Raw genomic sequence first — 12,443 nt, forward strand, 5'->3', positions numbered from 1 at the left:
TTTATTCACGGAATTGTCCTTCTGAAGGCATCGGGATTTTTCGATTGATGGTCGGTTTTTGCTGAGATTTATCCTGCCGCCAGCGCCGTAATTGCATGACATAGGTCAGTACATGGGCGATGGCCTGATAAAGCTGATTCGGGATCTGCTGATTCACACGTGTCGAGGCATAGACAGCCCGCGCGAGCGGCGCGAACTCAACGATTTCTATCTGATGTTCTTCACCAATCTGCCGGATAAAAAGCGCCAGATCATCGGCTCCTTTCGCGACCACATACGGAGCGGCGGCCGCCTGCGGATCGTATTTCAGTGCCACCGCATAGTGGGTCGGGTTCGTGATAATGACATTGGCCTGAGGGACGGCTTTTCTGAGTTGTCCCTGAGCCAGCTGGCGCTGTAACTGGCGTAAACGCCCCTTAATCTGCGGGTTCCCTTCGCTGTGTTTAAATTCATCTTTGACTTCCTGTCGCGTCATTCGCATTTTACGCCGGAACTGATAACGACTCAGCGGCCATTCAAGCAGGGCAAACCCCAGCATCAGCAGTACAAAATAGCCAAACAGGCGGGCTACCAGGGCCAGCCCTTCACTCATCGCCACAGGCCAGCCCAGCTGTGATAACAGCATGATGTCCTGCAATGAATGGCGTAATAACAGGCTTAACATCAGTAAAATAAGCCCGGCTTTCAGTATCACTTTCGCTAATTCGATGAAATTGTCGGCGGCAAACAAGCGGGTGATACCGGTTAGCGGATTCAGTCGCTTACCGTCCGGCATAATTTTTTTCAGGCTGAATATCCATCCACCGCTGAACAGCGTAGCAATACCGGCGGCCAGCGGAACCGTACAAAAGCTGAGCGTGATGGTTAATAACAACCCCAGCGCCTTACCTGTCAGCAGGACTAACCGTGCGCCCGGATCAGAGGTGTGTACCCCCTCTGACGCTTGCCGGAAAAAATCGCCAATCAGGTGCCAGTACCAGGGTAATAATCCGGTCAGCGTCATAAAGGCGACCGCCAGTGAAATCGCCGATGAAAACTCTTTGGCCCGGCCGGTATCGCCTTTTTCGCGGGCTTTTTTGAGCTTTGCCGGTGTCGCCTTCTCACTTTTATCACTGGCCTGAGACATGGGGTGTCCTCAGCAGGTCAAACTGATGGATCACCTGATCCGTCAGTGAGAGATAGTGTCCGGATAGCGTCGGGATCAGTAAGGCAATACTGATAATTCCGGCCAGTGCCGCCAGCGGGAAACCCAGCGAAAATAAATTCAGGGTCGGTGATATCTTATTGAGTAAGCCAAAGACCCCCTGAATCAATAACATGATCACCGTTGAGGGCAGGGCGATGATCACCGCCGCAGAAATTATCCAGCCAAAACTGATAATCAGGGTATTTACCGACGGCCAGTTAAGTGCCGTGCCGACCGGCCAGTAGATAAATCCCTGATACAACACCGTCACCAGTAATAAGTGACCGTTGGCCGCAAAAAAGATCAGCACCATGGTTAAATTAAACAACTGTGAGACCAGGGTATTACTGGTGCCATTGATCGGGTCGTTCTGTACCGCCATCGAGAGGCCCATATTCATGGCGATGATCTGGCCCGCTGTCTGCAATGCCGAAAAGGCGAGTTGTAACAGTTGTCCGAAAATAAGCCCCCAGGCAATTTGTTCGGCGACCTGGGTAAGCAGGGTGACCGATAAAAATGCCGGGGGAGAGGTCTGTGGCAGAAGGGGGGCAATTAACGCCGTCAGCACCAGTGAGAGGACTATCCTGACTTTTCGCGGAATTAATGTACTGTCTGCCAGCGGACTGAATTGCAGAAACGACACTATCCTGACCCAGGGTAATAGCAGGGCTAACAGATGGCTGTAAAATCCTGAAAGATCGAGCATGCCGGTTAACCTGAAATATTTCCGGCCTGGTGAAACAGCAACTGAGTGAAGTCGATAAGTTTAATCAGTATCCATTTTCCGGCCACAATCAGTACCAGCAGGGTCACGACCAGCCGGGGCAGGAAGCTGAGGGTCTGTTCATTAATCTGGGTAGCCGCCTGGAAGATACTGACACAGAGACCGACCAGTAATCCGGGCAGAATAATGACGGCAGAAATCAGCAGCACTAGCTGGATCGCGCCACCCATTTGATCACTGATGCTATCTAACGTGAACATGATTAAAAACCCTGAATACTTTGGGTCAGTGTTCCGGTGATCAGTGACCAGCCATCACATAAGACAAACAGCAGTAATTTGAACGGCAGAGACACCACCATCGGTGAAAGCATCATCATGCCCATGGCCATCAATATGCTGGAGACAATTAAGTCGATGACCAGAAACGGCAGATAGATCATAAAACCAATCTGAAAGGCCGTCTTTAACTCACTGAGTAAATACGCAGGCGTAATGATGGTCAGGTCCTGGTCTGCGGGATCGCCGGTGACGTGCGCAATCGTCATGATCTGACTCATGGCTGTTTTACTGGTCTGCGCCAGCATAAATTTTTTCAGTGGCTGGCTGGCCTGGTGCAGGGCCTCATTCAGCGAGATTTTCCCTGACTGATAGGGGATCAGCGCCTCCTGATTCATCGTCATCCATACCGGACGCATCACCAGCAGCGTCAGACAGAGCGCAATCCCGGTCAGCACTTTATTGGGTGGGGTTTGTTGTAACCCCAGCGCCTGACGCAATATGGCTAATACAATAATAAAGCGGGTGAAACTCGTCATCATCAGTACCATTACCGGCAGTAAACCGAGTAAGGTCATCAGGATCAGTATTTCAATATTGACGCTATAGCTCTGCCCGCCCTGCTCAGTGCGGGTACTGAATAATGTCAGACCCGGCTCCGCTGCCGTCAGACAAGGCGTCACTATCATCAGTAAACCGGCGCAGAATTGTCGCCAGTAACGGCAGATATTCATGAGGTCAGGTCACTTAACTGCTGGCCGGTAAATTCGATAATACGTAAACCATATTTATCATTCACCACGACAACTTCTGCTTTTCCAAACAAAACACCGTTAACTTTTAAGTCCAGTGGCTCACCGGCCATTTTATTCAATTCAATGACCGTATTTTTATCCACCGCTAACAGGTCGGCCAGAGAGACGCTGACCGAAGCCACTTCCAGCGTCAGGGTCAACGGAATACGGTTAAATAACTGGCGTTTACGGTTTTCTTCCTGCCGTTGCTGCGGGTCTGCCGCGACGTTCTGCTCCGTCGCCGTGGCGGATAACTCATCGAAATTAAGATCATCCAGAGAAAAAGCCGACGGTGTTTTATTATCTTCGTAATTCATTATTTATCCGGTGTAATGATCAATAAATTCTGACAGGACGAGTTGCCCCTGATGTTCAGAGACTTTGGCATGAAATAACACTTCATCGCCGAGTGTGACGGGAACGGAGTCATTAAGGAAAACGGGTAACACATCATCCACTTGCAGATGTAATAATTTTTCCAGGGTGGTTTCCATACACACTAACTGAGCGTTTAGCGTGAAAGGAAGACGACGTAACTGCTGCTCCAGGCGGGCTTCAGAAAAAGGATTCGCCTCCCCCGGCTCAGGTTCATTACGTAATGTGCTCAGTATCTGATCGATCAGGGAATGGTCAAAACGTAAGGTGATGGCACCCTGTTGATAACCCCGTAACCGGAACGAAAGACACCAGGCCCAATGACTGTGCTGCTGATTATGTACGGGTTTAACCGACAGATCGTGACCGGTCACTTCCGGCGTCAGAAATATTTTGCAGATCTCATCACCGAGACGTTCCTGTAAGCGTTTCTCGGTCTGAGTGATTTCGGCGTCATTGTCTGTCGCGGGGGTGTCGCTGACCCCATAAAAGTCATGTAATAAATTCAGTAACAGGACACGATCAATTTCAAAGGCTATTTTTCCCGCAGTACAGGAATATATTTGATGGCATTTTTTATTCTCTTCAATAGTGAAGTTAATATTAGCCAGCGAAGTATTGACCCTGAACTTATTCAGAAAATAACGGCTTAAGGCAGCATCGAAATTATCATAATTTTTATTAATGTGTTCAGCCAGCTTATGCCAGGGTTTTCCCAACTGACTCACCCCTAAAGGCAGAATAGTATCCTTCGGGTCGATGTTAAGCTTTTTTAAAATGTTTTTGCAAAGAACCATGGGTTGCCCAGTGTCTGCATGCAGTATCTGATTAGTTATACTTAGCATTAGGCCGGAAATTTTTGGAATCTTATGAGATATTGGTTGCCAGTTGCAAGGGATTTGTTTAGATTTAAATGAGAATTTTCTGTTTATTTCTCTGAGGGATGGGCATCTCTGTTTTCTGAGTGACCTGTAACCGATAATCTATAGATATATCAGGGGTTTCAGAAATTCCACCGATAGGTTAGATTAAATAAAAACAAGAGTTATCTGAGCATTGCTTATTAGCGATGTTAATGGAACTGGTGTCATGACGCCGGTTTTTTAAAAAATTTAAATAAAAATTCACATTACTTCCGGGAAATATCAATGAGTACTTATTCTTCAGGGATAAATACTGCTGATGCTGATCTTATTTCATACTCTGCCAGGAGTATGGAAACTCTGCGCATGGCCGAAAAAATGGCCAGAGTCGCTGTACCCGTATTAATTTATGGTGAATCAGGCACAGGAAAAGAGTGTATTGCGCGTTATATTCATCGCCAGCAATTCGGAACGCTTAACTCAGCGCCCTATATTGGTGTTAACTGCGCCGCTATTCCTGACAGCCTGCTGGAGGCGACCTTATTCGGCTATGAAAAAGGGGCATTCACCGGGGCAGTACAATCGATGCCCGGTAAATTTGAGCAGGCAAACGGCGGCACATTATTACTGGATGAAATTGGTGATATGCCTCTCTCATTACAGGCCAAATTATTACGGGTATTGCAGGAACAGGAAGTTGAACGTCTGGGAAGTACCCGCCGTATTAAATTGTCGGTCAGGATTATTGCGGCCACTCATCAGCATTTACCCACCGCCGTGGCTGAAGGACGTTTCAGACAGGACCTGTTCTACCGGCTGGCGGTATTACCTCTGACCATTGCTCCGTTACGTGAGCGACGGGAAGATATCCTGCCCCTCGTCACCTGCTTTTTAAAGAAATATCGCGCTTTTTCAGCCGCTGAAGCCGAGTTGTCACCTCAGGTACGTCAGGCGTTACTGGACTACGACTGGCCCGGAAATGTCCGTGAGCTGGAAAATAAAATTCAATGCGGGTTAATTCTGTGTCAGCAGGGAAAATTAACGCTGGCTGATCTCGGCCTGCCGGCTTCCGCGACCTCCCCGGTGAGGGGATTGCAGCCACAGAATACTCCCTCAATCCGCCAGATGGGTAAACAGGTAGAGCAGCAATATATCCTCGATCTGCTGGAGCAGTGTGAAGGAAATAAAACACTGACCGCCAAAAAACTGGGGATCACCCCGCGGGCATTACGTTATCGTCTGACGTCAATGCGTCAGGCCGGATTAAGTATATAAGTATCAGGAATGACGAGATCATGGTTTTAGATCCTTTCGTATCGTTGTCGACAGCGGTACCGGCCTCAGGCCTTAGTGATGTTGCGCCGGTGATTGCTGCAGACGAGGGGGCGTTCCTTCCGGCAATGTCTCAGGAAAACAGTTTTCAGTCGGTATTGTCGCAATCAGTTTCACAGGTGAACCAACTGCAACTGGATGCCGCGTCCCGACAGCAGGCCTTAAATGCCGGGCAAAGTGATGATCTGGCCGGTGCGATGGTCGCCAGCCAGAAAGCGAATATCAGTTTTTCCGCCCTCCTGCAGGTACGGAACAAGCTGACGAGTGCGCTGGATGATCTGCTAAATACCCCTCTTTAATTCGGAGCCATCGTGCTTAATTCGTTACAAAGCTGGTTTTCCCGGCGTCAGTTTCCCATCGATACCATTAAAAAGCCCTGGGTACTCGCGACCCTGGGCGCAGTGCTCAGTCTACTGATTGTTGCTGTTCTCTGGCGTGGTCAGTCCCACTATGTTCCCTTATATGGCGTTCATCAGAAAGTCCCTGCGGATGCCGTCGCCAGCGCGCTGGCCAGCGAACATATTGATTTCCGTATTAACCCGGATAACGGACAGATTCTGGTGGCCGATGATCTGCTGGCCCGCGCCCGGATGGTACTGGCCGGTAAAAATATTCAGCCTGTGGTCGCCCCGGGGTTCGAACTGATGGATAAGGATGAAATCCTTGGCGCAAGCCAGTATATCCAGAATATCCGTTATCAGCGGGGACTGGAGGGGGAGCTGGCCCGCAGTATCATGTCCATTGAGGGGGTCGAAGAGGCCCGTGTGCATCTGGGGATCCAGGCGGAAAGCGGCTTTGTACTCTCCAGCCAACCTCCTAGCAGCGCCTCGGTGGTGCTCACGCTGTCCGCAGGTGTCCGCTTAACCGCGGCCCAGGTGCGTGCGATCACCCAGCTCGTGGCGGGCAGTGTGCCCGGGTTACTCGCAGCCAATGTCCACGTGGTCGATCAAACCGGTGCCTTGCTGAATGAGGCCGGTGATGATCCGTCGGTGTCGGATGACTTGCTGCAGGCGGTCGCCCGGCCCGTCACCCGAAACCTGACGCAACTGCTCGACTCTGCGGTGGGTCATGATAATTATCGTGTCACCGTGATGCCGGCCCTGGATTTACGTAAATCGGAAGAGACGGATGAGGTATTGCAAGGGGAACCCAGAGTCCTGGAAGAACAGCTCAACAGTGATAACACTGTCCTGCCCACGGCCTCCGGGGTGCCCGGGACGTTAAGCAACCGTCCGCCTGCCGAAAGTAAGCCTGACAGTAATGCGAAAACGGCTCAAAATCACAGCCAGACACAACGTAAATATACGTATGACCGGCAAATCAGACACATTAAATACCCTGACCAGCAACTGGCGCGCTTACAGGTGGCGGTTGCACTGAATGCCGCCGCCGGGAATATTGCGGGCATGTCTGAGGCGCAGCTGGGTCAGTTAAAGAGCCTGTTAGAGAATGCTGCGGGTATTGATAGCGCACGTGGCGATACGTTATCACTGGATAAGCTCAGTTTTGTTGCACCGCCTGCGGTTTCCGTCCCTGTGATTGCCTGGTGGCAGCAACCGGATATTCAGTTCTGGGTCACCCGGGGAGGCATAGGCCTGTTAGCCCTGTTGATGATAGTGCTGGTGATCCGCCCGCGGATGATGGCACGGAAGCAGCAATTACAGACAAATGCTGACAGAACCGGGCCTGCGATGGGCGAGGGCGATGGCAATGCGTCGGCCAGCGGACATCAGTTTGAGAATGAAGCTGAGCTGCCGCCACGCGCCTCGGGCATTGAAGATAAAGTGGCTTATTTACAGCAGCTTGCTGAGAATGAGACCGATCGGATCGCTGAAGTGATTAAACAATGGATAAATAGTAATGACCGATCCCGCGACAACGTCTAACGTCTCTTTGCTGACCCGGCAACGAAACAGTCTCGAGCAGGCGGCCATCCTTTTGCTGAGCATTGGTGAAAATGCGGCGTCAAAAGTGATGCAGAAGCTCTCCCGCGAAGAGGTGATCCTGCTGAGCGAAACCATGGCACGCTTACAGGGTGTTAAAGTTTCGCAGGCACATCAGGCATTTAATCACTTCTTTGATGATTATCGCCAGCAAAGCGGTATCCATGGCGGGTCCCGGATTTACCTGCAAAACATTCTGCAGAAGTCACTGGGGCCGGAAATTGCCATGAGCGTGATGAACCATATTTATGGTGATGCTATCCGTTACCGGATGGCGCGCCTGCAATGGGTGGATACGTCGCAGCTCTCTGCGCTGATCTGCCAGGAACACATTCAGCTGCAGGCCATCTTCCTGGCCTTTCTGCCGCCCGATGTGGCGGCCGGTGTGCTGGCGATGCAACCCGCGCCCCGTCAGGATGAAATCCTGCTAAGGATAGCCCGTCTGGATGACATTAACCGCGATGTGATTGATGAACTGGATAAGCTCATTGAGCGGGGCATTGCCATTATTTCTGAACATGGCTCCCGTATTACCGGGGCAAAACATGCTGCCAATATTATCAACCGCCTGCCTGAGCAGCAGAATCAGTTACTGGAGCAGCTGAAACAGCAGGATGCTTCACTGGTGAAAGCGCTGGAAGATCAGATGTATGAATTCTTCATCCTGAGCCGGCAGAGTGAAGAAACATTACAGCGTCTGTTTGATGAAATTCCGCTGGAAGAGTGGGCCATTGCCCTGAAAGGTGCCGAGCCGGTATTACGTGATGCCATCTTCAGCATTATGCCAAAACGGCAAATCGGCCAGCTGGAACAGACCTCTGCGCGGCTGGGGCCGGTGCCGGTGAGCCGTATCGAGCAGGTTCGTCGTGACATTATGGGGACTCTCCGTCAGCTGGCCGAAGAGGGTGAAATCAGGATCCAGATGTACGCTGAACGTACCGTCGAATAACAGGAGCACCGGATGGATCACTCTTTCCGCCGTTATCGTTTTCCGGCGCTGTGCCCAGAAGAGGTCACTGCCGTCACCCCTGTGACCGAAACAGCCTCTCTGGCCGCCCGGGAAACCGCTTTTGAACAGGCGAAAGCCGACGGCTACCGTCAGGGGCTGGAGGAAGGCAAGGTACAGGGGATTTCTCTGGGGATGGCCGAAGGGAAAGCGCAGGGCCTTGCCGAAGGCAGGGCACAGGGACTGGCAGAAAGTCAGGCCCTTTTTCAGCAGGCCAGTGCTCCGCTGGATGCGGCCGCAGAGCAGCTGACGGCCTGGTATGCCCGCGCCGAAAAGCAACAAAATGAAGCCACGCTCGCGCTGGTCACCCGGATTGCGGGTCTGGTGATCCGCCATGAAATTACCAGTCGTCCGGAACTGTTACTCTCACTGATCGAAGACAAACTGGCTTCTGAGCAACTCAGTGAACAATCCTTCGCGGTACGGGTGGCTGAAGCCGATTTTGACGCCATCGTAAAACTGGCCCCTGAAAAACAAGCGACCTGGAATTTACAGGCGGTTGCGGATCTGGCCCGTGGCGAATGTCTTATCGATACGGCGGAACAGCAGATTGACCTCGGTTGCCAGCAACGTCTGAACACCTGCCTGGCGACGCTGGAAAAAAGCCTGCAAGAGCCGAACTCGTGAAGGGGCTGGAACACGCGTTAGCCTCACTGGCGGCCGTTCCTCTGAGCCTGGATGCCGGCAAACTCTGCCGGGTCACGGGGCCGCTGATGGAAGTCAGTGGCTGCCCGTTAGCCATTGGTCAGCGCTGTGAAGTCGAAACCGCTCATCAGCAGAGAGTGATTGCGGAAGTGGTGGGTTTCAACCGTGAGCTGACCTATCTGATGCCGTTACAGAATCCTTCGGGGTTACGCAGTGGTGCCCGCGTCTTTCCTGCCGGAAATTCCGCCGGTCTGCCGATCGGTGAGGAGTGGTTAGGTCGGGTCTTCAACGGACTGGGCGAACCGGTCGATGAGTCCGGCCCTGCCGGCGGTGGCTTTATATTACCCCGTCAGCTTCCCGCCGTGCCGGCACTGAAGCGTGCCCCGGTCAGCGCCCCGCTGGATGTCGGGGTCCGGGCGATCAATGGTTTCCTGACCCTGGGGCGTGGTCAGCGCGTCGGCCTGATGGCCGGGAGCGGGGTCGGGAAAAGTGTTTTGCTGGGCATGATGGCCCGGGCAACAGAAGCAGAAATCGTGGTGGTCGGCCTGATCGGTGAACGGGGTCGTGAAGTGAATGAATTCCTGACCCATACCCTGGGTGAACAGGGGCGGAAGAAAGCCATTGTCATTGTTGCGCCTGCCGACGAAAGCCCGTTAATGCGTTTGAAAGCGACAGAACTTTGTCACTCAGTGGCGGCTTTTTTCCGTGATCAGGGCCTTCATGTATTGCTGATGATTGACTCTTTAACACGTTACGCCATGGCACAGCGTGAAATCGCCTTATCGCTGGGGGAAGCCCCGGCAACCAAAGGGTATCCGGCATCGGTCTTTTCGTTGATCCCGCGGCTGGTGGAGGCCGCCGGTAACGGTGAAGGGACCGGGAGCCTGACGGCCATTTATACCGTCCTTGCCGAAGGCGATGATCAGCAGGATCCGATCGTCGATGCGGCGCGCGCCGTACTCGACGGACATATTGTGTTATCACGTACGCTGGCAGAAGCCGGACATTTCCCTGCCATTGATATCAGTCAGTCCGTCAGTCGCTGTATGAGCCTGGTGACATCTGGAGAGCACCGCCGTGCCGCCAGGCAACTTAAGCAGCAATATGCCCGCTTCAGAGAGATTAAGCCGATGATGGCTCTGGGGGGCTATGTGGCAGGGGCCGATCCTGAGGTGGATCTGGCGGTAGAGCTATCACCGGCTCTCCATCGGTTTTTACAACAGGAAGAGCAGCAACTGAGTTCATTTTCTGACAGCCGGCAGCAATTACTGACGCTGGCCCACAGGACGGCAGGGGAATGAGCCTGACGGATCCGCTGAAGACGCTGGAACGCCTCCGCCGCCAGCAGTTACAACAGTGCCAGCAGCGGGTCAATGAACAGCAGGCCATGCTCCGGGGCATGCAGTCCAAAATCCATACCCTGCAGTCGTTTCTGCAGTCGCCTATGACACCGGTGACGCAGGGCTTAGCCCTGCGGAATCAGGATAATTATGCCCGGGAACTGCGTCACCTGCTCCGCTGGCAGCAGCAGCAGCACCTTGCGGCAGAGCAGGAGTTAGCCCGGCGTCAAACGGCGTTACTGGAGAGTCATTTGCAGTATAAGCGGCTGGAAAGCTATGGCCATGAACTGGCCCGCAGCGAATTGCAGCAGCAACGCCGGCAGGAGCAAAAGAGTACGGATGCCTTAGCCGCCCTCCGCTTTGCCCGAAAATCCTAAGCGTGCTGGCCCGGCTGATAAAGCCAGGACGGTCCCTCACCGGAAACCGGGAGACTGTTTTGCAGAATATCATGCTGCATTTCAATGAGTTGCTGATTGTGGTGGTTAGTCTGCTGACACTGCTGCAGTTGTTCTGTTATTTCCTGCCAGGCGGATTGCAACGGGTGCCGGGCGGCTTCCGGCAGTTGTGCCAGTAATTGCGTCATGCCCTGCGGGGCTGCCGGTAAACCCAGTTGCTGCAGACCGGCCATGCGCTGCCGGGCATGCTGGTGTAACTGCCGGTAGTGTTGCATCAACTGCTGATTCAGTTGGTCAAGATCCGCTTGTGCATAGGTCAGGATCGCCTGACGCTGGGCCGATAATATCGCGTTGATCGCGTGCAGATGTTGCCTGTCTGCCAGCAGCTCAGTGCACAGCGTGCGCACCAAATCAGCCTTACTCATTCAGACCTCTGGTAAAAACTCAGCATAGACCGGGCCAGTCCTTCGCTGTCTGCAGTGAGTTCACCACGGCTTAAGGCGGCTTTCACTTCAGCGACCTTCGCGCTATCCACCTCCGGCATGGCTGCTAATGCCTGCCGTGCTTCCATCATTGTCTGCCCGGTCGAGGCGGACATGACTTTCGGGGCTGAGGTTTTAATCGCCTTTTCATTGTCTTGTGAAGCAACAACGGGGGTATTAATCCTGTCGTTATGCGTCACAGATGTCAGCTTTATCATAAATAATCTCCGTTTCCTGCTTATAACGACGCGGACCGGCCGTAAATTAAGGGTAAATACGACATTTATTCGGCCGCTCTGACGCTGACCTGTTGTTCATTGATCACCTTGCCGACAATCACTCTGCCGCTGCTGCTGTTTTTCACCTTAATAAGCGCCCCCCTGACACCATTTTGCAGGGCAATCCCCGGGGCGGAAAGTTCCAGATCGGGCTGGCGGATCAGTAATGTGATCGGCTGTTCGCGGCGGATCAGTAAAGGGGCTTTAAGCAGATTGAGCGTCACCGGTTGTCCCGCGGCTAGCGGACGTTTCAGCGCCATCTGCATAATATCTTCCGGGCGTGTCAGGATATCGGGCCGTTGCCCGGGCTGCAGCTGTATCTGCGTGGTTTGTGTATTGTCCGGGCTCAGCACCGTTCCGGCTGGCAGGTTGTCTGAGGGGGTAATGGCCTGCAGGGTAATACTGGCGGTGGCTTCGGCCCTGACCTTCCAGTTGCCTGCCGGGTCGGAACAGCTAATCAGCAGCGGGAAACGGGTGACCGGAGCACTTTCCACCGGCGCACTAAAGCTGAGTCCGGAAAGACAGGGGCGTAACCGGTTCTCTGCGGTAAAAAAAGTGACCTTTGGCCGGACGGTGACCTGCTGCCAGCCTTGCTGCCGGGCATACGCCCGGACGTGCTGTCCGACCCACTGCGTCGCCTGTGTTTCCGGCAGGGTGGCGCTGTAAGCCGTTTGCTGTAACAGCACCGTCAGTGTCGCCATCAACAGACAGGAAAATCCCCGGATGCCCGGGCGGAAGTTTCCTTTCCTCTGCAGCCTCTGCATTCTTTTAACCTTATGAATTTTATGTTGAAAATATTTTT

General features: G+C 53.0%; 16 protein-coding genes. 7 read left to right on the forward strand and 9 right to left on the reverse strand.

From position 1 onward, the window contains the following. Window position 1: 1 nt before the first annotated feature. The 6 genes from flhB to ABD035_RS00290 are packed head-to-tail and all read right to left on the reverse strand — an operon-like array spanning window position 2 to window position 4,154. Window positions 2-1,126 (reverse strand): flagellar type III secretion system protein FlhB, encoded by a 1,125-nt coding sequence (flhB, locus tag ABD035_RS00265; RefSeq protein ID WP_343866736.1) that lies wholly within the window; start codon window positions 1,124-1,126, stop codon window positions 2-4. Next, the gene (gene fliR / locus ABD035_RS00270) at window positions 1,110-1,892 is read right to left on the reverse strand and encodes a flagellar biosynthetic protein FliR (RefSeq protein WP_343866738.1); all 783 of its coding nucleotides are present in this window, start codon (window positions 1,890-1,892) and stop codon (window positions 1,110-1,112) included. Before fliR ends, flhB begins: the two co-directional genes overlap by 17 nt. Before the next feature lie 5 nt (window positions 1,893-1,897). Then, window positions 1,898-2,170, reverse strand: a complete 273-nt coding sequence (gene fliQ / locus ABD035_RS00275; protein WP_212714059.1) for a flagellar biosynthesis protein FliQ — start codon at window positions 2,168-2,170, stop codon at window positions 1,898-1,900. A 2-nt stretch (window positions 2,171-2,172) separates the two neighbouring features. Continuing rightward, entirely contained in the window at window positions 2,173-2,922 is a 750-nt protein-coding gene (gene fliP / locus ABD035_RS00280; RefSeq protein WP_343866742.1) for a flagellar type III secretion system pore protein FliP, read from the reverse strand. Next, on the reverse strand, window positions 2,919-3,299 hold the full coding sequence (locus tag ABD035_RS00285; protein WP_212714061.1) for a FliM/FliN family flagellar motor switch protein: 381 nt from the start codon (window positions 3,297-3,299) through the stop codon (window positions 2,919-2,921). The genes fliP and ABD035_RS00285 overlap by 4 nt, the downstream gene beginning before the upstream one ends. A gap of 3 nt (window positions 3,300-3,302) precedes the next feature. Next, entirely contained in the window at window positions 3,303-4,154 is an 852-nt protein-coding gene (locus ABD035_RS00290; protein ID WP_343866746.1) for a FliM/FliN family flagellar motor switch protein, read from the reverse strand. Between the two features lie 351 nt (window positions 4,155-4,505). On the opposite strand from ABD035_RS00290, the gene ABD035_RS00295 reads away from it, so the two are divergent. From ABD035_RS00295 to ABD035_RS00325, 7 genes are read left to right on the forward strand one after another with little or no spacing between them, the layout of a single operon-like run. Then, window positions 4,506-5,495, forward strand: a complete 990-nt coding sequence (locus ABD035_RS00295; protein WP_343866748.1) for a sigma-54 interaction domain-containing protein — start codon at window positions 4,506-4,508, stop codon at window positions 5,493-5,495. A 20-nt stretch (window positions 5,496-5,515) separates the two neighbouring features. Then, on the forward strand, window positions 5,516-5,851 hold the full coding sequence (gene fliE, locus ABD035_RS00300; protein WP_212714064.1) for a flagellar hook-basal body complex protein FliE: 336 nt from the start codon (window positions 5,516-5,518) through the stop codon (window positions 5,849-5,851). A 12-nt stretch (window positions 5,852-5,863) separates the two neighbouring features. Next, a complete protein-coding gene (gene fliF / locus ABD035_RS00305; protein ID WP_343866752.1) occupies window positions 5,864-7,438 on the forward strand; it encodes a flagellar basal-body MS-ring/collar protein FliF in 1,575 nt (524 codons plus the stop codon). Continuing rightward, window positions 7,413-8,444: a FliG C-terminal domain-containing protein gene (locus tag ABD035_RS00310; RefSeq protein ID WP_343866754.1), complete on the forward strand. Its 1,032-nt coding sequence runs from the start codon at window positions 7,413-7,415 to the stop codon at window positions 8,442-8,444. Before fliF ends, ABD035_RS00310 begins: the two co-directional genes overlap by 26 nt. A gap of 12 nt (window positions 8,445-8,456) precedes the next feature. Next, window positions 8,457-9,128 carry a FliH/SctL family protein gene (locus ABD035_RS00315; RefSeq protein WP_343866756.1) on the forward strand — a complete coding sequence of 224 codons (672 nt, stop codon included), beginning with the start codon at window positions 8,457-8,459 and terminating at the stop codon, window positions 9,126-9,128. After that, window positions 9,125-10,447 (forward strand): FliI/YscN family ATPase, encoded by a 1,323-nt coding sequence (locus ABD035_RS00320; RefSeq protein WP_343866758.1) that lies wholly within the window; start codon window positions 9,125-9,127, stop codon window positions 10,445-10,447. Before ABD035_RS00315 ends, ABD035_RS00320 begins: the two co-directional genes overlap by 4 nt. Beyond that, window positions 10,444-10,863, forward strand: coding sequence for a flagellar FliJ family protein (locus ABD035_RS00325; protein WP_212714069.1), 420 nt, complete (start codon window positions 10,444-10,446; stop codon window positions 10,861-10,863). The genes ABD035_RS00320 and ABD035_RS00325 overlap by 4 nt, the downstream gene beginning before the upstream one ends. On the opposite strand, the gene ABD035_RS00330 is transcribed toward ABD035_RS00325, so the two are convergent. The 3 genes from ABD035_RS00330 to flgA all read right to left on the reverse strand — a co-directional run bounded on the left by ABD035_RS00330 (window position 10,860) and on the right by flgA (window position 12,405). Continuing rightward, the gene (locus ABD035_RS00330) at window positions 10,860-11,306 is read right to left on the reverse strand and encodes a flagellar protein FlgN (RefSeq protein WP_343866761.1); all 447 of its coding nucleotides are present in this window, start codon (window positions 11,304-11,306) and stop codon (window positions 10,860-10,862) included. The two genes, ABD035_RS00325 and ABD035_RS00330, sit on opposite strands and share 4 nt — an antisense overlap. Then, the gene (flgM, locus tag ABD035_RS00335) at window positions 11,303-11,581 is read right to left on the reverse strand and encodes a flagellar biosynthesis anti-sigma factor FlgM (protein WP_212714071.1); all 279 of its coding nucleotides are present in this window, start codon (window positions 11,579-11,581) and stop codon (window positions 11,303-11,305) included. The genes ABD035_RS00330 and flgM overlap by 4 nt, the downstream gene beginning before the upstream one ends. 65 nt (window positions 11,582-11,646) lie before the next feature. Continuing rightward, the gene (gene flgA, locus ABD035_RS00340) at window positions 11,647-12,405 is read right to left on the reverse strand and encodes a flagellar basal body P-ring formation chaperone FlgA (RefSeq protein WP_343866763.1); all 759 of its coding nucleotides are present in this window, start codon (window positions 12,403-12,405) and stop codon (window positions 11,647-11,649) included. Between the last annotated feature and the right edge of the window lie 38 nt (window positions 12,406-12,443).

Origin of the sequence: Tatumella terrea, from assembly GCF_039523755.1 — a bacterium.
Taxonomy (GTDB): Bacteria; Pseudomonadota; Gammaproteobacteria; order Enterobacterales; family Enterobacteriaceae; genus Tatumella; species Tatumella terrea.